The organism is Salipiger abyssi (assembly GCF_001975705.1).
Taxonomy (GTDB): Bacteria; Pseudomonadota; Alphaproteobacteria; order Rhodobacterales; family Rhodobacteraceae; genus Salipiger; species Salipiger abyssi.
Window position 1 is genome coordinate 17,158 of sequence record NZ_CP015089.1, and the last position, 16,838, is coordinate 33,995.

A 16,838-nucleotide genomic window follows, 5' to 3' on the forward strand; every position below is an offset into this window, starting at 1 on the left:
GTCTTTTTCATATCATCGCCCGGGAAATAGGATCTCAAGGTTAATCCTTGTTGAAAACATCGAAAAAAATTCGCACAAACCTTGTCGTTTTGGGCGAAACCACAGGTGGGGACGATGGCGACGGCACAACGGGCCTCTTTCGCGGTGGTTGTCGAGCGCGACACGACGCGGCGCAATGTCTGGGCGGCGATGCTGCGCAAGGCGGGCATGCGGCGGGTTCTGCGCCGGGCGCGACCCGGTGAGATGTCCGATCTGATTGCGCCGGGCACGCCGCTCACCGCGATGATCGTGGGTCTCTCGGCGCATATGCCGCGTGACGACGACATGCTGGCGCTGATCGCCAGCACCCGCCGCCATGCGCCGGACGCTGTCATCCTCGCTGTCGACCACGGCAACCGCCCGCGCGGTGCGGCAGAGGCCTTTGCCGCCGGCGCCGACGACGCGCTGCGCGCAGATCACGACCCCAGCGAATTGCAGGCCCGGCTGGCGGTGCGGCTGCAAAGCGCCGCGCAGGTCAGCCAGCGGGCGGCGCGGCTGGTACAGCTTGGGCTCACCCCCATCGAAGAGCGGATCTTTGTCTACCTCAACGCCCATCGCGACGAGATCGTCGATCGCCCAACCCTGGCGCGCGTGCTGGGCGAAGAGACCTGGGCCTATGGCGACCGGCGCTTCGATGTGCATATCGTGCGGATCCGGCAGAAGCTCGAGGCGCATTTCGGAGACAGCCTTAGAGTGCGCACGATCCGTGCGCAGGGGTATGTTCTGGAGGGCGAGGCGCGGTTTTAGCTAATTCGTGAAGCACGCCGAGAGCGCGGCCAGCGGCGCCGACCAGTCGCCCGCCTCTCGCTGGCGATGCAGGTGCAGCGCGCCGTACCAGGGATCCTGTGCCCCCTCGCCCCCCCAGTACCACATGCATTCCGACCCGGCGGGCAGCAGCAGATGCGCATCCGGATGACCGAGCGCGCCCGCCAGATGCGCGGTGGTGTTGTCGATGGTGATCACATGGTCCAACGCTGCGAGCTGTGCCGCGAAGCCGGCGAGATCGGTCATCTGGTCGATGGCAGGATCGTGGTGGAAGGTCAGATCGGGCCGCGCAGCCTGTGCGGCGGCGATCTCGTCGCGGGTGTCGCCATATTGCAGGTCGACGACAAGCGCGCCCTCGGGCAGCGCCGCGATCATCTCGGTCAGCGGCAGCGAGCGCAGCGCCCCGATCAGCGAGCGGCTGGCCCAGGCAAGACCAAAGATCGGGCGCCCACCGGCCAGCGCCTCATAGCGCGCGCGGATCTCCTGAGCCGCATCGGCATCCGGCGCGAGATAGGGCCCGTGCCGCGCCTCGGGTGCACTTTCAGGCAAGTATCGGGTCAGGTCGCCGAGAAACACCATCTCCTGCGGCGCGACCGGCGGTGTAACCTTGTTCAGCTCGGGTTGAGACAGATGCCCGATGCCCAGCCCATTGTCGTGCAGCAGTGCCCCATGCCTCGGATCGCCGACAAAGGTCACCTCGGCGCCCTGTTTGAGAGGCGCAATGCGCAGCAGTGACAGCAATGCGATCTGATCGCCGATGCCCTGCTCGGCCATGACAAAAAGCCGATCTTGCGCGCTCAGATTCTCCGACGCGGCATTTTCCACAGGCAGCTTGCGGCGCTGCGCTTCGGGCAGGCGTTTCTCGTAATGCGGCGCACCCTCGGCATAGCGCCCGTCGCGATAGCAGAAGACCCCATAGGCCTTGCGGATGCGCGGCTGCTCGCCGGCGATATGCATCGCCTCCTGATAGGCGGCCTCTGCGCCCTTCATGTCGCCGCGATCCTGCAAGACGTTCGCCACCATGCCGCGCGCCTGCGCGAAGCCTTCGGGCGTGGCGAATTCGAAGCTCTCGGCAAAGGTCAGCGCTTCATCGCCCCTGCGCTGAAGCCGCAGCGCCGTGAGCAGCACCAGTGCCAGCTGGTCGCGGTCTTCGAGCCGGTCGAGAAGTTCACGTGCGCGGGCTTCGGCCTCTGCGATCTGTTGGGTGTAGAGCAGTGCCTGCGTCTGCGCGATCTGATGCGCCTCGGGCGTCGGATCGAGCGCATAGGCGCGCTGGAAGCAGGCCGCGGCGCGTCTGATCTCATCAACCTCCTGAAGCGACAGGCCCAGCTTGTAGGCCAGATCGGCGCTGTCGAGCTTCTGCGCCAGCGGCTCCAGCCGTTTCGCCGCGTGCAGGCGCCGGCCCAGCCGCCCGGTCAGATCGAGATAGAGCAGCAGCATGGGCACATCCTTGCTGCCCGCCTCGATCGCCCGCTCCATCACCGCCACCGCCGGCTCGACCTCGGCACAAAGCACATGCGCCTTGCCGAGCCCGGCCAGCGCTCTTGCGCCGCGCGGCGCGCAGTCGACCGCCTGTGAAAAGAACGCCTTCGCGGTCTCGCCCTCGCGCTGGGTCAACGCCGCGCTGCCGAGCAGGATCCAGCCATGCGGATTTTTCGGATGACGCTGGGTAACCGGATGCGCCAACCGCAGTGCGCCGCCCAGATCGCCTTTTTGCATGGCCAGATAGGCGTTGTGGATCGCCAGCGCGTCATCCCCCTTGAGCCCGTAGAGTTTCGAGGCCTTGGCGATGGCGGCGCGTTTTTCCTTGCGGGAAAGGGTCTGCGTGGTCATGGCCTGTCCTTCGGTACGGCGAAATAATCCATGGTGTTGCGGTAAGGGGTGCTGTCGGCGACGCGGTAGCCGGCCTTGCGGCACCAGTTCTGCACAAAGCCCATCACGTTGGGGCGCAGCACCTCGACCCAGATCACCGGGCGGTCGCGGGCGATCAGCTCCGCCGCGCCGTCGAGCACTTCGAGTTCCATGCCCTCGGCGTCGATCTTGATGAAATCGACCCTGTCCTCGCCCAAAAGCGCATCCAGCGAGCGGGTTTCGATGCCGCCATCCTCCGCGGCGACCAGCCGTGTGGCGCCGAGATTGTCGGCGTCAGCGGTCTCGGCCACGAAGCGCCCTTCGCCGGCGCCAGCGCCCAGCCCCATGCCGCGCCGGTCGATCACATCGCTCAGCCCGTTCGCGGCGATATTGGCGTCGAGCAGCGCCAGCGCCTCGGGGTTGGGCTCTACCGGGTAGATCTTCGACGCGCCGAGATGGCGGGCATACCAGACGACGTGATTGCCAATATTTGCCCCAACCTCGACGATGCGCGGCGCCGGGCGATCGATCAGCTTTTTCAGCTTTTCCAGCGAGTCCGTCTCGAAATAGCGGCCCTGAAGGTAAGAGGCCTGAATGAGATCCCCGGGATTGGTGAGCCGCATCCGCACCGGTGTCTCGCCGCCGTCGTCGAATTCCGCCCAGGCGGTGACCTCGGCGAGCTGCGCTTTCCACTGCTGCTGGACAGAGCGCGCCCAGTCGGCCCCGGTGGCCGAGCGCGGGCCGGTGGAATGCTGGCCGCGCTGGTTGACGAAAAAGATCTCGGGCCGCTTGGCGCAGCGCGCCTCTGCCCAGAGCTGGCAATAGAACTTGTAATCCTCGCCGGTATCCATCGCGGTGTCGAACCCGACCCGCGCCGCCAGCGCCGTGCGGAAGAAGCCGCCGATCTGCACCGCGTTATAGGGCTGCACCGAAAGGAACGCCTCGCGCGTGTCGATGCGCTCCGGCTGGCCCTCGCGAAGCTGCGGCTCGCCGCCCGCATCCAGCGTGCAGATCAGACCCCATACCGCCTCAAGATCGGGTTCGGCCTCGATCACCCGTCCGAAGGCCTCGAAGGCGTTCGGCGTCAGGATATCGTCGGCATCGAGGAAGAACACCCAGTCCACACCCTCGGTCAGCGCCCGCTGCAAGGCCTCGTTGCGCCGCGCCGAGCGCCCGTGCCGGCCCTGCGTGTCGTCCATCGCATAATGGCGGATCTCGGAGAACGGCCCTTTGTTCCACGCCTCTGCCTGCGCCACCGACGGCGCGCAGACCTGCTGGAACAGCGTCTCATGGCCCGGGCCGATCGGCGTGATGATCGCGCAGATCACCGGCGCGACCGCGGCGCCTCGGAGGCGATCTGTTGCGGCAGGAGGTCGTTGAACCCGCCGGGAAGTTCGACCGCATTGATCATCGTACCGGTTGCCACGCCCAGCCCTGCCAGCGCCACCAGCGCTGCACGCGCCGGGGTAAAGAAGCGGCGGCGCTTTTTGGCCGGAGCAGGCTCTGTTTCGGCCACCTCGGGCTGCGGAATCGCGGCGCCCGGCGCTACGAAAACACCCTGCGGTGTCACCGTCACCTCCGCCAGGCGCGGCCCCTTGGCAAAACGCTGGCGCAGGCCCTCGGGGAAGAAGCTTTCGGGGATGTCGATCACCAGCGGCTCGCCCAGCTCCCAACCGTCGACCGCCTTGCGGGGCAGCACGAAGCGCGAGAAGTCGTCGCGAAAGCCGACCTCCTGCACCAGCTGCGTGCGGGTCTTGATGGTCACCTGTTCGGGCGCCAGCATCAGACGCACGCCGCGATGACCGAGGCTCAGCTCGCCCTCGGCGATGCGGCATTCGCGATCCTTCACCGCCTCTGCGGCAGCATAGCCCTCGGGCATGCTGGAGGCCGGTTTCGGCTCTTTCGCGGTGCGGCGCCCGGCGTCGCGGATCTCGGAGAAATGCAGGCGCGGGCGCCAGCGGAACGGCTCCAGCGCTTTCTGCACCGGGGCCGGGGCGGGCGCTGCGGGCTCGGGGGCCTTGGCCTTGCGAGTCTTCTCGAACTGGTAGTTGATCAGGTAATCCGCCGCCATCTCGGCCAGATCCGTCTCGTCCTCGACCAGCGCCAGCAGCTTTTGCTCGTCCGAGAACATCACCCGCCGCGTCGGATAGCCCTCGACCGCCGGGACCACCGCGAACTCTCCCGGCGGGCAGTTCAGCACCGCGCCGGCCTTGCGGAACACCGCCTTGCCCTCTTCGCGATGATGCAGAAGCATTTCGCAGGTGCCCGCCTCGTCAAGACACAGAACCAGCCCGATCTCCTCCGGCCAGTCGGAAAAAACGCTCATGAGGTCGGCAGCCTCAAAGAAATACGCGAGTTTTTCGGCGATCATGATGGTGAGCCCCGCACTGTTCTTCTATTTGCTCAATCTATCCTTGTTTATGCTTGAAAGAAAGTCAAATTTACTTATGATTTAACATGAATTGCCGGATCAACCCGGCGCGCGAAACCAGAACAGAGACCACATCCAATGACGCTGATTCTCGGACTTGTCCTTGTGTTTGGCCTTGTTTTCGGGGGGTTCATCCTGTCGGGCGGCAAGATGGACATTGTGCTGCACGCCCTGCCCTTTGAGGGCATGATGATCGGCGGCGCGGCCCTCGGGGCCTTTGTGATCGCCAACAGTCTCGATGTCATCAAAAGCTCCTTTGCGGGCGTCTTCAAGGTGCTCAAGGGGCCGAAATGGAAGGCCAAGGATTACAGCGATCTGCTGAACCTGCTGTTCGAACTGACGCGGATCTACAAGGCCAAGGGCATCCTGGCGCTCGACAGCCATATTGAATCGCCCAAGGATAGCGAGATTTTTTCCCGCTACCCGCGCATCGCCTCGGATCACTTCGCCATCGACCTGATCCGCGACAGTTTCCGCATGCTGTCCATGCAGTTCGACGACAAATACGCCACCGAAGACGTGATCAACCGGAAGATCAAGAAACACCACCATGAATCGCTGGCCTCTGTGCATGCGATTCAAGCGGTGGCCGACGGGCTGCCTGCCATCGGCATCGTCGCGGCGGTTCTCGGTGTGATCAAGACCATGTCCTCGATCGACCAGCCGCCGGAGATCCTCGGCGGCATGATCGGCGGCGCGCTCGTGGGGACGTTCCTCGGCGTGTTCCTGGCCTATTGTATGGTGCAGCCGGTCTCGGGCCGTCTGAACCAGATCGAGGAAGAGGACAGCGCCTTTTATCACATCATCCGCGATGTGTTCGTGGCGATGGTTTCCGATCACCCGCCCAGCATCTGCGTCGAGATCGGGCGTGGCAATATTCCGACCCGGATGCAGCCCGATTTCTATGCGGTCGAGGCCGCGCAGAAAGAACTGCCCGCCGCATGATCCCCTGGCGCGCCCTCCCGCTGATCCTGCTGGCCGGGGCGGCGCTGGCCGCCGGCGCGCCGGAGGCGGAGGACGAGGAAGAGACCCCTACGTTTGCCTCGGCGGCGGTGGGCGGCGAGTTCGACGCGCTGCCGCCGAGCGGCAACGGCTATCCGCTGGAGGTGCTGGCCCGGATCCGCATCGCGCTCGGCGGTGAAGACCCGAACGCGGCACCGGCCGAAGCGCCCGAGGCGCCCTCCAATGGCCACTGAGGGAGACCGGCGGCGGCTGCGGGCGCTGGAGACGATGGAGCGCATAAAGCGGCTCGATACCGAGGCGCAGGCACGCGAGACCGGCGCGCTGCGGGCGCGGATGGATCGGCTGGAGAGCGAAAAACAGGCTCTGTTGCAGCGGCTTTCGGGGGAATCGCATATCGACGGGCTGGAGGGGGCGCCCTATCTGGGGCGCTTCATCCGGTCGATCCGCTCGGAGCTCGACCGGATTTCGCATGAGGCGGCCAAGCTCGCGCCGGAGCTTGCGCGTGCCGAGGATCGGCTGCGCGCGGCACTTTCCGAACAGAAGACCTATGAGATCCTGCGGCTGACCCGCCTGAGCGAGCTGCGCAAGGCAGCACGAAAGCGCGAGGCGGCGACGCAGGACGAGCTGTCGCTGCTGCGCTGGAACCGGTGAGCGGGCGGGCCGCAGGCCGCCCGCCCGGCATGATCAGTTGCGCCAGCGCAGCAGTTTTTTCTCCAGACGCCCCAGCGCACCGCGTTCGAGCAGCTGCATCGCGATGATGAAGATGATCGCGGTGGCGGCAACCTCGCGCATCCGCAGCAGGCGGAAGCTGTTGAAGATCGACGCGCCGATCCCGTCGGGCTGGCCGATGGCCTCGACCACGACGACCAGCTTCCAGGACAACGCAAAGGAAAAGCGCATCGCGGTCAGGAAGGCCGGCACGAGCTGCGGGAAAAGCACCGCGCCGATGCGCACCGCGCGCGGCAGGTGATAGACCTGCGCCATCTCGTCGAGCGTGGTGTCGCGCGCCTGCACGCTGGAGCGGACGATATTGGCGACGAAGGGCAGCACGGCGATGGTGAGCGCGACAAAGCCGGCAAGCTCGCCCGTCCCGACCGCGAGGATCGCGAAGATGATATAGACCGGGTCGGGCACCGCGAGAGCCAGCGCCAGCAGCGGCTGGCAAAAGGCCTCGGCCTTTTCGTTGAGCCCGATTAGCACACCCATGGCAGCGCCCACGACCGAGGCGGCGGCGAAGGCCGAGAGGACACGGCCCAGCGTCAGAAAGAAGTCGCTCCAGAAATCGCCGCTGACGAGGTTGTCGCCCATCGCAACGACGGTGGCGTCGATGGCCGGCACCCAGGGCCGGAACGCGACCGAGCAGGCGTACCATATCAGCAGGATCGAGATCAGCGCCACGGCTGCGGCGGTCAGTTTCGAAGACCCGAGATCGAAGCGCTTTTTCGCCGCGCCGGGCAGGGTTCGGGTCGCATCCAGGCTCATATCAGACACTTTCCTCCTCCTTCTGCACGGCGAGGCCCCAGGGCGCCTGCACCCGGCGGGTGATGTCGGCCACCACGTCACCGATGCGCGCATCGTCATAATCGCGCGGACGGTCGAGCGGGATCTTGTAGTCCTCAAAGATCTTGGCGGGCCCGCGGGTCAGGATCAGGATGCGGTCGGCGAGATACACCGCCTCGCGGATCGAGTGGGTGACAAAGACCACGGTGGCCTCGGTGCGCTGGCAGATGCCCGTCAGCTCTTCGCGCAGGGAGCGCGCGGTGACCTCGTCGAGGGTCGAGAGCGGCTCGTCCATCAGGATATAGGCCGGGTCTATCAGCAGGGCGCGGGCGATGGAGACGCGCTGCCGCTGACCGCCGGAAAGCCGCATCGGCCAGGCATCCTTGAACTGCGCGATGTGAAGGATCGACAGGATCTCGTCGATCCGGTCGTTCCAGGTGTCGCGCGGTACGGAGGAGGCGGCGAGCGCGATTTCGAGATTCTGCCGCACGGTACGCCAGGGCAGCAGCCGGTGCGACTGGAACACATAGCCCAGGCGCGGCGGTTTCGAGTTCGGCGTGAAAAGCTCCTGCCCCTCCACCAGCACCCGGCCCCGGCTGGGCGCGCGCAACCCCGAGATCACGTTCAGCATCGACGACTTCCCGCAACCGGAGGGGCCGAGAATGGCGACGAATTCGCCCTTGCGGATATCGAAATCGAGGCGGGCGACGGCCTGGCTGTTGCCGTAGGAGACCCCGAGATCGACGGCCTTCAGCACCGAGGGCTTGCTCTCATTTTCCATGATATTGTCCTTTGTTTGGTCGGCGCCGGGGCGCCTCACCGCCAGCGGAAGACGAACTTTTCCGCGGTGCGGATCAGGCCGTATTCGGCAAAGAGCACGATCGCCATGAACACGAGCAGCCACAGGTGGACCTCGGTCATGAGCATGTAGCTCCAGGCATGTTCGAATTTCGCGCCAAAGCCGCTCTTGGCCGCGCCAAAGATCTCGGCCACCACGATCACTTTCCATGCCAGCGCATGGGCGTTGCGCAGGGCGGCGAAGATGAAGGGCGCGACGAAGGGGGCCCAGACATGGCGGATCTGGGCGAAAAGGCTCAGGTGATAGACGCGCGACATCTCGTCGAGATCGTTATCGGCGCTGGCCAGCCCATCCCGCAGCCCCACGGCCATGTAGGGGAAGGTGATGAAGGCGACGACGAGCACATAGCCGGCCTCCGCGCCCTTGAAGATGGCAAGCGCAAGGATCGCGGCGATGGCGCTGGGGGTGCGCAGCGCGGCGGTCACGTAATAGCCCAGCACCTCGCCCAGAAAGCGCGACCGGGTCATGACGAAGGCCGCGACGAACCCGGCCATGACACCGAGGATCAGCCCGCCCGCGACGCGGCCCAGCGTGATGCCGATATTCGACCAGGTTTCCGGGTCGGCCAGGAAATGCGGCAGCTCGCGCGCCACCACGACCGGGCTTTCGATGAAGGTGGTGTTCTGGTGAGCGATCATCCAGAGCGGCAACAGCAGGAGGAGGGCCATAAAGGCCCATCCCTGTTTTTGAAGCGTGGTCATGCCGAAACTCGCTGCCTGCCGGTCACGGACGCGGGCCGACATAGTCTTCGAGCGCGACCATCATGCCATCGGGCACGGTTTCGAGCACGTCGCCCTCCTCGGCAAGCTTGTCGAGAAAGCCCATCGCCGCCTCGCGCTTGTCCGCCGACCAGTCGGTGGTGAAATACTGGTTCGCCGCGCCGTTCGCGATCACCATGTCGAGCACCTCGTCGCTGGTGATGCCGAGTTTCTCGCGGATATAGGGCTTGCGCAGGATCTCGTAGTCGGTGTCGTCCAGCATCGCGACGGCCTCGTCATAGGCATCGCGCACCGCATAGGCGAGCTCGGGGTTCTCCTTCAGCCAGTCGCCATGGGCGACCATGTTGGTGATCCAGGGGGCGAAGCCGTTGTTGAACTCGGCGTAATCCGTGTAGGCCTGAAGCAGATAGCGGCCATCGGTGGCGACCATCGCCTCGGAGACGAAGCTTTCGAAATCGAAGATCGCGTCGACCTCGCCCTCGGCCAGCAGGTTGACCAGCGCCGCCGGGCCGACCTGCGACATCTCGTATTCCTCGAGCACGTCGAAGCCGTACATCTCCTGCACGATCAGACGGATGAACATGGTGGTGCCGGAATCGGCGCCGAAATGGCCGACCTTCTTGCCCTTTAGATCCTCCGGCGTCTCGGCATCGGAGCCGCCGGGCACGACGATCCCCAGATAGAGGTTGCCGACCGGATAGAAGGCGGTGATATCGAACCCTTCCTCGCGGGCAAAGGCGACGCCGAGCAGGTCATTGTCCATCGAGATGTCGGCATTGCCGATCAGGAAGTTCTGAAAGATGCCCTCATGGGGCAGGAACTCGAACGTGCCGTCGAAGCCGTATTTCTCGTCGAGATTTTCGCCCTCGATGATCATCATCGGCACGCCACCAAGGCTGCCGGCCACCGCCTGAAGGGTGATCTCGGGGAGATCCTGGGCGGCAGCCGGTGCCGCGAGGCCCAGAAGTGCCGAGGCGGCGAGGCCGCGGAAGAAAGTCTGTCTCATGATGTACCCTGTTTCGTTTCTGGTTTTGATGATCCGACCATAGATGAATTTTCTAATTAGTCATTTAAATAATTACTATGGCATGTCTCTTCTCGAAAATTTTTCTGCCGATGCATTTCCTTTGGGCTGTCAGAGGCGCGCGCTGACGCCGCATTCGCGGGTCTGGCCCGTTACGCGCCGCTCAAGCGCATGGTAGACGAATCATGGAGGCGTGTTTTCGCTGGACGCTGGCTCAGAGTTTCGGGCGGCGCATCTGAAAAAGCGCGGTGACGGTGGCGAAATCGAGATAGCCGAGGCGGGAGAGCGGCTCATAGCGCAGCACGTCGAAGCGGCCGTCTTCGGTCAGACAATCGTCGCGCAGGTGGATCGCCTCGACCCGCGCGAGGATCAGCAGATTGTCCTTGCCCTCAAGGTCGACGGTCTGCGTCAGCCGGCATTCCAGCGCCGCAGGCACATGCGCGAGGCGCGGGCAGTCGATGGTTTCGCATTCCACCGCCTCAAGGCCGAGCGCGTCGATCTCGCTCTGCCCGGCGGGGTAGTTCGCCGAAGAGGCATTCAGCGCCTCGCGGTCGGCGGAACCGGCGATGTTCACGCAGAAGACGCCGGTTTCCACGATATGGCTGTAGCTGTCCTTGCCCTTGGCACGGTCTGGCTTGGCGCCGACGGAGGAGACCACGATCTGCGGCGGGGTATAGGCCACCGCGTTGAAAAAGGAATGCGGTGCGAGATTGGTCGCGCCGGAGGCGCCGCGCGTGGAGATCCAGGCTATGGGGCGCGGCGAGACGATGGCCGCGAAAGGATCGCGCGGCAGGCCGGAGCCGTCTTTCGTGTGGTAGAACACCGGATCGTCTCCTCTCGTTGCGGCGCCGGGCGGCGGTCTGTCAGGGGGCCGCCGCACTCAGGCTTTCGAGCCAGCGCAGGATATCGGAACTGTCTGTGACGTCAGCATATTTCTGGCCCAAATCATAGAGACTGGCCTCGTGCGGCGCCGCAGCGCGATCGGCGCAGCAATCCGCCGGCACCAGCACGTTATAGCCTGACTGCACCGCATCGACCACCGTGGCGCGCACGCAGCCGGAGGTGGTGGCGCCGGTGACGATCAGCGTATCGACCCCGGCGCCGGTCAACAGCGCGTCCAGCGTGGAGCCGAAGAAGGATGAGGCGCCTTTCTTGACCACCACCGCATCCTCTGGCCGGATGCCCGTCGCGGCGTCGATCTCGACCAGCCGCGAGCCTTCGAGCAGCGCTTTCATGCCGGCGGATTTCTTCAGCCAGGGCAGATAGTCCAGCTCGCCGGGATGGTAGGCGATGGTGGTGAAGATCACCGGACAACCCTGCGACCGGGCCAGATCGCAGATGCGCTTTGTCGCCGCCATCTGCGTGGCGGCATCGGAGGCTGTGGGGTATCGCGTGTCGGTGAAGCCGTAGGAGAAATCCACCACCACGACGCCGGGGCGTGTACCGCGCGGCACGCTGCCGCCGAACCCTGCGGCCTCGTATATCTGTTCCTGGGACATGATCGCTCTCATGGAAAGGGACGCCGCGCGTTCCGCCGGCATGGCCGGAGAAACACGCGGGTCAGTCGGGGAGAGATTGCCGCGCGAGCGGCGCCTAGTGCCGCGCCATCTGCATATCCTTCACGACGAGATCGCCGTCGATCACGACGGGCTCGTCATCGAGGAACAGCGAACAGCCGCGCATGGGAATGTCGAGATGACAGGGCGTGTCGTTCGGCCCGCCCAGCTCATTGTTCGGCCCGGTGGAGAACATCACGTTGCCGTAAAAGCTGCGCGGCTCCATACCCATACCGCCGGGGAACTCGCCGGGCACCATGCCGTGCCACTTGGCCGCCGGGTTCATGCCCCAGCCGACATGGCTCATACCCATGCCGCGCGGATCGTTGAAACTGTCCATGTAGGATTTCACCAGTTCCGCATCGAGCCCGCCACGAATGTCGGTCACCCAGCCCTTTTCGATGGTGTAGGTGATCGGTTCGCGCACATACATGTTCTGCGGCAGCAGGATATCGCCCGGCGCCACCACGATCTGACCGTCGACCCCGTCGTCGTCCCCGCCGGTAAAGACAAAGCCCGAAGGCCAGTGATCCCAGCGGCCCGGCTCGTCGGTGCAGGCGTATTCGGCGACTGTCGGATAGGTATTGAGCTTGTAGGTCACATCGGTGCCATGCGGAGAGGTGATGCGCATCACCTTGGCCTTTGCCAGATATTCGGCGCCGATCTCGACCTTTTCGCGCAGCTCCTTGCTGGGCAGCATGCGGGCGAGCAGCTCGGGCGGCTCGACGGCGGTGAGAATGCGCGTGCCGGCCTCCTGAATGGCGAACTGCTCGGGTGAGAACAGCAGGAAGATGCAGTCGATCAGCATGTCGCAAGTCTTGAGCGCCTCGACCGCGTCCGGCATCGCGGCCAGCCCGGTCACGCCGACAGCCCAGCCGCCGGTGGGCAGCGGCTCGGGCAGGCGCATGTGATACATCTTTGCCCCCAGCCGCTGACCTGCGGCCATGAAGGCATCGGCATAGTCGAGCCGGTCGCTGCCCTGGGTCAGCACGATCAGCTTTTCGCCCTCGTGCACGCCAGACATCCTGAGCTGGTGCAGGCAGATCTCGGTAAAACTCGCATGGTCCATATTGCGTCTCCTGATGCTGGAACGGGTGGCGCCGGTCAGGCCCTGAAATCCCGGACGGCGATCAGAAAGCCCTCCAGATCGTCCCAGGGGATCATGTGGCCGGCACCCTCGACGGTGCGGATCTCGATATGCGGGGCGAGGCTGCGGATCTCGGTCACGTCTGCCTCCTGGATGACCGGCGCACCGCCGGCGACGACCAGCCGCATGGGCAGCGTCAGCTCGGCGAGATCGCCGTGAATGTCGTCTTCGTGGAAGCCGTTAAAGCTGGCGACGATGGCGTCGGACTGGCAGGTGTGCAGCCACTCGGCGCGCAGCGCGAGCTGCTCGTCGGTCCAGCTCGGGCAATACTGGCGCATGTCCTCCGCCGAGCAGCCCTTTTCCGCCATGGCGATGCTGTCCACATACCAGGGCAGCGCCGAAGGGTAGGCGCGGCGGCCCGGCCCGCTCACCGGCGGATCGACCAGGAGCAGGCCCGAAAACGCTCTTGGCGCCATGCGGGCGGCGCGGATCGCGTTGCGCGCCCCCATGGAATGGCCCAGCACAATCGGTGTCTCCAGCCCCGCCGCCTCGGTCACGGCCACCGCGTCCTCGGCCATCGCGTCGAGCGAATAGTCCAGATCGCCGGCCTGGCTCAGCCCCCTGCCGCGCACGTCGAGGACGTGGACATCGAAATCCTCCGCCAGCCGCTCGGCGACGAAACCCCAGGTGATCGCGGGAGAGGTGATGCCGGGGATCAGCAGCATCGCAGGCCCCTGCCCCGGATAATGCAGCAGATGGTGGCGGATGCCATTGGCGTGGACGTTATAGCCTCTGGGTGTGACGGTCATGATATGCCCCTCAATACGCGCCGGAGAGCAGCGTGCCGCCGCCGGGCACCCGGGTATCGAGATCGAGCGCGCGCAGCATCGACCAGGTGGTGGCGATGGCGGCGGTGAGGACAGGCTTGCCGGTCAGCGCCTCGACCTGCGCCACGGCGGCGAGCGAGGGCATCTGCACGCAGGCCGACAGCACCACCGCGTCCACGTCGTCGGTCTTCATCTCCGCGACGATGCCGGGCAGGTTCGCGGTGTCATGCGCGGCGACGGCGAGATTGTCCTGGATTTCCAGCGCGCGGTAGGCGCTGACCTCGATGCCTTCGTTGCGGATGTATTCCACCACCATCTCGGTCAGCGGCTTCATGTAGGGCGCGACCACGGCGACCTTTTTCGCCCCCAGCGCGCGGATGCCCTCGACCAGCGCGCCCGCCGAAGTGACCACCGGCGCCGGCGCGCCATTGTCCTGCGTGACCCTGTGCAGCCGCTCGGACGAGGTGCAGTGATAGCCGTGCCCCATCGACATGATGGCGACCAGGCAGGCATAGCCCATCACGTCGACCTTTGCGTCGGACAGCTCGAGCGCGCAGCGGTCGCTGTCGGCATCCATCTTTGCCAGCTCTTCGCGGGTGACATGCTTCATGCGCATGCGCGACGAATGAAACGTGAAGCGCTCCGGAGAGACCATCTCGCGCGCCTTCAGCAGCGCCGGAATCTCGGTTTCCATGGTGATGTTGGAACTCGGGACGATCTGCCCCACGCGGAAATGCGTCATGCTGGACCCTTCTTATGCCTGCGAGTCGGAGAGTAAGGGCAATCCGTAATTAATTACAAGTATGATTAATTAATTTTTCCTTTCACCACAGGACGTTGCATTTTGCGCATGTCAAAAGACCCGGGTGGCGGCGCCCCCAGGTATCAGCTTCCCGGCCTTGCGGCGCCACAGCCCGCCCGCGTTAGCCTTCCAGCGCGGCGAAACGGCCGAACCGCCCGTCGCAATAGAGCAGCGGATCGTCTCCCAGACAGCCGTTCGCCCCGGTCACGCGGGCGACGAAGATACGATGCGTGCCGAAATCGCTGCTCTGCGCGGTCTGGCAGAACAGCGTGGCCTGCGCCTCTGCCAGCCATGGCAGCGGTTCGGCGACCGCATCGGGCCGATGGCTACGCCAGTCACCCGTCGCGAAACGCTCCGCCGCCGGGGTGCGGGCGATATGGGCGCAGATCGGCTGATGCCGTGCCGGCAGAATGCCGAGCGAAAACGCCCCGCGCGCGTCAAGCGCCGGATAAGCCGAGGCCGAGCGGTTCACGCAGATCAGCAGCGAGGGCGGGTCCATCGAGACCGAAGTCGCGGCGGTGGCCAGCATCGCGTGGCGCGCACCCTCGTACTGCGTCGCGATAAGCGCCACGGAGGAGCCGAAGCCGCGCCAGAGGGTGCGGAACAGCTCGGCATCTGCGGGGCCGCACTCTGTTTCGACAGACGCGGCGGCGGCTGGGTCGCTCATGGGTCTTTCCTATCACGTTCGGCACCATCGGCCCCGCTCAGGGTCCGATGGCTTGCATGTCCCGGTGCCCGTTCAGGCGCGGCTGTCCTTGCCCTCTTTCCAGTAGACATCGCCATAGGAATAGATCGACTCCGCCGCCCAGCTGTGCAGGTTGCCGAAGGTGCTCGCAAAAGCGGAATAGGTCGGGTTCTCGTAAAGCCAGACCATGGCGCAATCGTCGCAAAGCATCGCTGCCGCCTGCTTGTAAAGCGCCGCCCGTTCCGCACGATCCGGGGAGGCCGCCGCCTGCTCGAACAGCGCGTCGATCTCGTCGCTCCGATAGCCGATGCCGTTGGTGTAGGGCACGGGCCGGATGTTGGAGGAGATATACTGGCGCTGCACCCCCATCGCCGGATCGGGGCCGGTGGTCAGGCTCTGGATATACATGCCGAACTCGCGTTTCACATAGACGGTTTCGGCCACGGTCGCCGCATCGAGCGCCTTGACCTCCACCTCGATGCCGACGCCGCGCAGCTGCTCCGCCACGATCTGTGCCGCCTTTACAAAGGCGTCGTTGGCACGGTTGACGATCACCGAGGTGGCAAATCGCGTGCCGCCCTCGTCGGGGTAGCCCGCCTCGTCGAGCAGCGCCTTCGCAGTCTCGACATCGTAATCGTATTGCGTGGTATCGGGAGTATAGGCCCAGCCCAGCTCGGACGAGATCGGCCCGGTGGCGGGCTTGGCGAGGCCGAACACCGCCTTTTCGATGATGAAATTGATATCCAGCGCGTGATCAATGGCCATCCGCACGCGCTTGTCATTGAACGGCGCGCTGTCGAGATTCATCATCAGCTCGGTGATCGAGCCCCAGGCCTCGTGCCCCTTCGAAGTAACGGTGATGTCGGGATTGCTCTCCAGTTCCGCGACCATCGAGGGCGGCAGATCGGCATAGGTCACATAGTCGACCTCGCCCGCTTCGAGCGCCCGGATGCGGGCCGATGCTTCGGGAATGAAGCGGGTGATGATCCGGTCGACATAGGGCTGATCGTCGAGGAAATAGTCTTCGTTGCGCTCCAGAATGATCTGCTGTCCGCGCTGCCAATCGACGAATTTGAACGGGCCGGTGCCGATAGGCGCGAGGTTCGCCGGGTTCTCCATCGGGTCGCCCTCGCCGTAGATATGGCGCGCCTGGATGAAGCCCTGCCCGGCGATGAAGGTCATGATCACGTCGTTGGGCGCGCTCAGCCGGAACACCACGGTGGTGGCGTCGGGCGTCTCGATCGCCTCGACATAGTCGGCCAGCCCCTTGCCCACGTTGTGGAACTTGAAGAGCAGCTCCTCGAAGGAGAATTTCACGTCATCCGAGGTAAAGTCCTTGCCGTCATGCCAGTTCACCCCTTCGTGGAGGTTGAAGGTAAAGGTCAGCCCGTCGTCTGAGACGGTCCAGTCCTTCGCCAGATCGGGCTTCGGCGACAGGTCGCTCCTGAGCCCGACCAGCTTGCTGAAGACCGGGTTCGAGATCAGCTTGATCGAGATATCCGTCGCGATGTTCTGATTGAGGTGCCGCGGTTCGACACCCGCCCCGACGACAAAGACACCGCCATATTTCGGCCCGTCAGTGGCAGCGCGGACGGCACCCGGCAGCGCCATGACGGACAAACCGGCGGCAGCGGTGCTTAGAAAACCGCGCCGGCTCAGCGTGGTTGCGTTTCCTTTGGCAGAACGTGTCATGTTTTCCCTATCCCTGTTGCTGGACTGATTGCTGCGGG

18 protein-coding genes are annotated in these 16,838 nt (G+C 64.9%); 4 read left to right on the forward strand and 14 right to left on the reverse strand.

Going from position 1 to position 16,838, the window contains the following annotated elements:
* Positions 1–114: 114 nt before the first annotated feature.
* A complete protein-coding gene (locus tag Ga0080574_RS00100; protein WP_076693929.1) occupies positions 115–786 on the forward strand; it encodes a helix-turn-helix domain-containing protein in 672 nt (223 codons plus the stop codon).
* On the opposite strand, the gene Ga0080574_RS00105 is transcribed toward Ga0080574_RS00100, so the two are convergent.
* The 3 genes from Ga0080574_RS00105 to Ga0080574_RS26130 are packed head-to-tail and all read right to left on the reverse strand — an operon-like array spanning position 787 to position 5,026.
* Positions 787–2,637, reverse strand: a complete 1,851-nt coding sequence (locus Ga0080574_RS00105) for a tetratricopeptide repeat protein (RefSeq protein ID WP_076693932.1) — start codon at positions 2,635–2,637, stop codon at positions 787–789.
* Entirely contained in the window at positions 2,634–3,983 is a 1,350-nt protein-coding gene (locus tag Ga0080574_RS00110; protein ID WP_076693934.1) for an FkbM family methyltransferase, read from the reverse strand. Before Ga0080574_RS00110 ends, Ga0080574_RS00105 begins: the two co-directional genes overlap by 4 nt.
* The gene (locus Ga0080574_RS26130) at positions 3,980–5,026 is read right to left on the reverse strand and encodes a hypothetical protein (protein ID WP_076693936.1); all 1,047 of its coding nucleotides are present in this window, start codon (positions 5,024–5,026) and stop codon (positions 3,980–3,982) included. The genes Ga0080574_RS00110 and Ga0080574_RS26130 overlap by 4 nt, the downstream gene beginning before the upstream one ends.
* Before the next feature lie 138 nt (positions 5,027–5,164).
* On the opposite strand from Ga0080574_RS26130, the gene motA reads away from it, so the two are divergent.
* Genes motA through Ga0080574_RS00130 form a run of 3 tightly spaced genes read left to right on the forward strand, consistent with a single transcriptional unit; the run spans position 5,165 to position 6,700 of the window.
* A complete protein-coding gene (gene motA, locus Ga0080574_RS00120; protein ID WP_076693938.1) occupies positions 5,165–6,031 on the forward strand; it encodes a flagellar motor stator protein MotA in 867 nt (288 codons plus the stop codon).
* Positions 6,028–6,282: a hypothetical protein gene (locus tag Ga0080574_RS00125; protein WP_076693940.1), complete on the forward strand. Its 255-nt coding sequence runs from the start codon at positions 6,028–6,030 to the stop codon at positions 6,280–6,282. The genes motA and Ga0080574_RS00125 overlap by 4 nt, the downstream gene beginning before the upstream one ends.
* Complete coding sequence (locus Ga0080574_RS00130) at positions 6,272–6,700, forward strand: flagellar FliJ family protein (RefSeq protein ID WP_076693942.1); 429 nt, start codon at positions 6,272–6,274, stop codon at positions 6,698–6,700. Before Ga0080574_RS00125 ends, Ga0080574_RS00130 begins: the two co-directional genes overlap by 11 nt.
* A gap of 33 nt (positions 6,701–6,733) precedes the next feature.
* Here the strand turns inward: Ga0080574_RS00130 and Ga0080574_RS00135 are convergent, their stop codons facing one another.
* From Ga0080574_RS00135 to Ga0080574_RS00185, 11 genes are all read right to left on the reverse strand, one after another.
* Complete coding sequence (locus Ga0080574_RS00135) at positions 6,734–7,531, reverse strand: ABC transporter permease (RefSeq protein ID WP_076693943.1); 798 nt, start codon at positions 7,529–7,531, stop codon at positions 6,734–6,736.
* Position 7,532: 1 nt separating this feature from the next.
* Complete coding sequence (locus tag Ga0080574_RS00140; RefSeq protein ID WP_076693944.1) at positions 7,533–8,330, reverse strand: ABC transporter ATP-binding protein; 798 nt, start codon at positions 8,328–8,330, stop codon at positions 7,533–7,535.
* Positions 8,331–8,365: 35 nt separating this feature from the next.
* Positions 8,366–9,076, reverse strand: coding sequence for an ABC transporter permease (locus Ga0080574_RS00145; RefSeq protein WP_198039711.1), 711 nt, complete (start codon positions 9,074–9,076; stop codon positions 8,366–8,368).
* Positions 9,077–9,131: 55 nt separating this feature from the next.
* The gene (locus Ga0080574_RS00150; RefSeq protein WP_076693948.1) at positions 9,132–10,133 is read right to left on the reverse strand and encodes an ABC transporter substrate-binding protein; all 1,002 of its coding nucleotides are present in this window, start codon (positions 10,131–10,133) and stop codon (positions 9,132–9,134) included.
* A gap of 232 nt (positions 10,134–10,365) precedes the next feature.
* A complete protein-coding gene (locus Ga0080574_RS00155) occupies positions 10,366–10,974 on the reverse strand; it encodes a flavin reductase family protein (protein ID WP_076693950.1) in 609 nt (202 codons plus the stop codon).
* A 40-nt stretch (positions 10,975–11,014) separates the two neighbouring features.
* A complete protein-coding gene (locus Ga0080574_RS00160) occupies positions 11,015–11,650 on the reverse strand; it encodes an isochorismatase family protein (RefSeq protein WP_076693952.1) in 636 nt (211 codons plus the stop codon).
* Positions 11,651–11,744: 94 nt separating this feature from the next.
* The gene (locus Ga0080574_RS00165; protein WP_076693954.1) at positions 11,745–12,776 is read right to left on the reverse strand and encodes a 2,5-dihydroxypyridine 5,6-dioxygenase NicX family protein; all 1,032 of its coding nucleotides are present in this window, start codon (positions 12,774–12,776) and stop codon (positions 11,745–11,747) included.
* 35 nt (positions 12,777–12,811) lie between these two features.
* Positions 12,812–13,603 (reverse strand): alpha/beta fold hydrolase, encoded by a 792-nt coding sequence (locus Ga0080574_RS00170; RefSeq protein WP_076693956.1) that lies wholly within the window; start codon positions 13,601–13,603, stop codon positions 12,812–12,814.
* 10 nt (positions 13,604–13,613) lie between these two features.
* Positions 13,614–14,363: a maleate cis-trans isomerase family protein gene (locus tag Ga0080574_RS00175; protein WP_076693958.1), complete on the reverse strand. Its 750-nt coding sequence runs from the start codon at positions 14,361–14,363 to the stop codon at positions 13,614–13,616.
* A gap of 181 nt (positions 14,364–14,544) precedes the next feature.
* On the reverse strand, positions 14,545–15,090 hold the full coding sequence (locus Ga0080574_RS00180) for a flavin reductase family protein (protein WP_076693961.1): 546 nt from the start codon (positions 15,088–15,090) through the stop codon (positions 14,545–14,547).
* A gap of 72 nt (positions 15,091–15,162) precedes the next feature.
* Positions 15,163–16,800: an ABC transporter substrate-binding protein gene (locus Ga0080574_RS00185; RefSeq protein ID WP_076694146.1), complete on the reverse strand. Its 1,638-nt coding sequence runs from the start codon at positions 16,798–16,800 to the stop codon at positions 15,163–15,165.
* Positions 16,801–16,838 lie beyond the last annotated feature (38 nt).

Coding starts and splice junctions, on each gene's coding strand:
- Ga0080574_RS26130 (WP_076693936.1), bottom strand. CDS start 5,026: ATGATCGCCGAAAAACTCGCGTATTTCTTTGAGGCTGCCGACCTCATG.
- Ga0080574_RS00170 (WP_076693956.1), bottom strand. CDS start 13,603: ATGACCGTCACACCCAGAGGCTATAACGTCCACGCCAATGGCATCCGC.
- Ga0080574_RS00125 (WP_076693940.1), top strand. CDS start 6,028: ATGATCCCCTGGCGCGCCCTCCCGCTGATCCTGCTGGCCGGGGCGGCG.
- Ga0080574_RS00100 (WP_076693929.1), top strand. CDS start 115: ATGGCGACGGCACAACGGGCCTCTTTCGCGGTGGTTGTCGAGCGCGAC.
- Ga0080574_RS00130 (WP_076693942.1), top strand. CDS start 6,272: ATGGCCACTGAGGGAGACCGGCGGCGGCTGCGGGCGCTGGAGACGATG.
- Ga0080574_RS00145 (WP_198039711.1), bottom strand. CDS start 9,076: ATGGCCCTCCTCCTGCTGTTGCCGCTCTGGATGATCGCTCACCAGAAC.
- Ga0080574_RS00185 (WP_076694146.1), bottom strand. CDS start 16,800: ATGACACGTTCTGCCAAAGGAAACGCAACCACGCTGAGCCGGCGCGGT.
- Ga0080574_RS00160 (WP_076693952.1), bottom strand. CDS start 11,650: ATGTCCCAGGAACAGATATACGAGGCCGCAGGGTTCGGCGGCAGCGTG.
- Ga0080574_RS00175 (WP_076693958.1), bottom strand. CDS start 14,363: ATGACGCATTTCCGCGTGGGGCAGATCGTCCCGAGTTCCAACATCACC.
- Ga0080574_RS00180 (WP_076693961.1), bottom strand. CDS start 15,090: ATGAGCGACCCAGCCGCCGCCGCGTCTGTCGAAACAGAGTGCGGCCCC.
- Ga0080574_RS00140 (WP_076693944.1), bottom strand. CDS start 8,330: ATGGAAAATGAGAGCAAGCCCTCGGTGCTGAAGGCCGTCGATCTCGGG.
- Ga0080574_RS00165 (WP_076693954.1), bottom strand. CDS start 12,776: ATGGACCATGCGAGTTTTACCGAGATCTGCCTGCACCAGCTCAGGATG.
- Ga0080574_RS00150 (WP_076693948.1), bottom strand. CDS start 10,133: ATGAGACAGACTTTCTTCCGCGGCCTCGCCGCCTCGGCACTTCTGGGC.
- Ga0080574_RS00135 (WP_076693943.1), bottom strand. CDS start 7,531: ATGAGCCTGGATGCGACCCGAACCCTGCCCGGCGCGGCGAAAAAGCGC.
- motA (WP_076693938.1), top strand. CDS start 5,165: ATGACGCTGATTCTCGGACTTGTCCTTGTGTTTGGCCTTGTTTTCGGG.
- Ga0080574_RS00105 (WP_076693932.1), bottom strand. CDS start 2,637: ATGACCACGCAGACCCTTTCCCGCAAGGAAAAACGCGCCGCCATCGCC.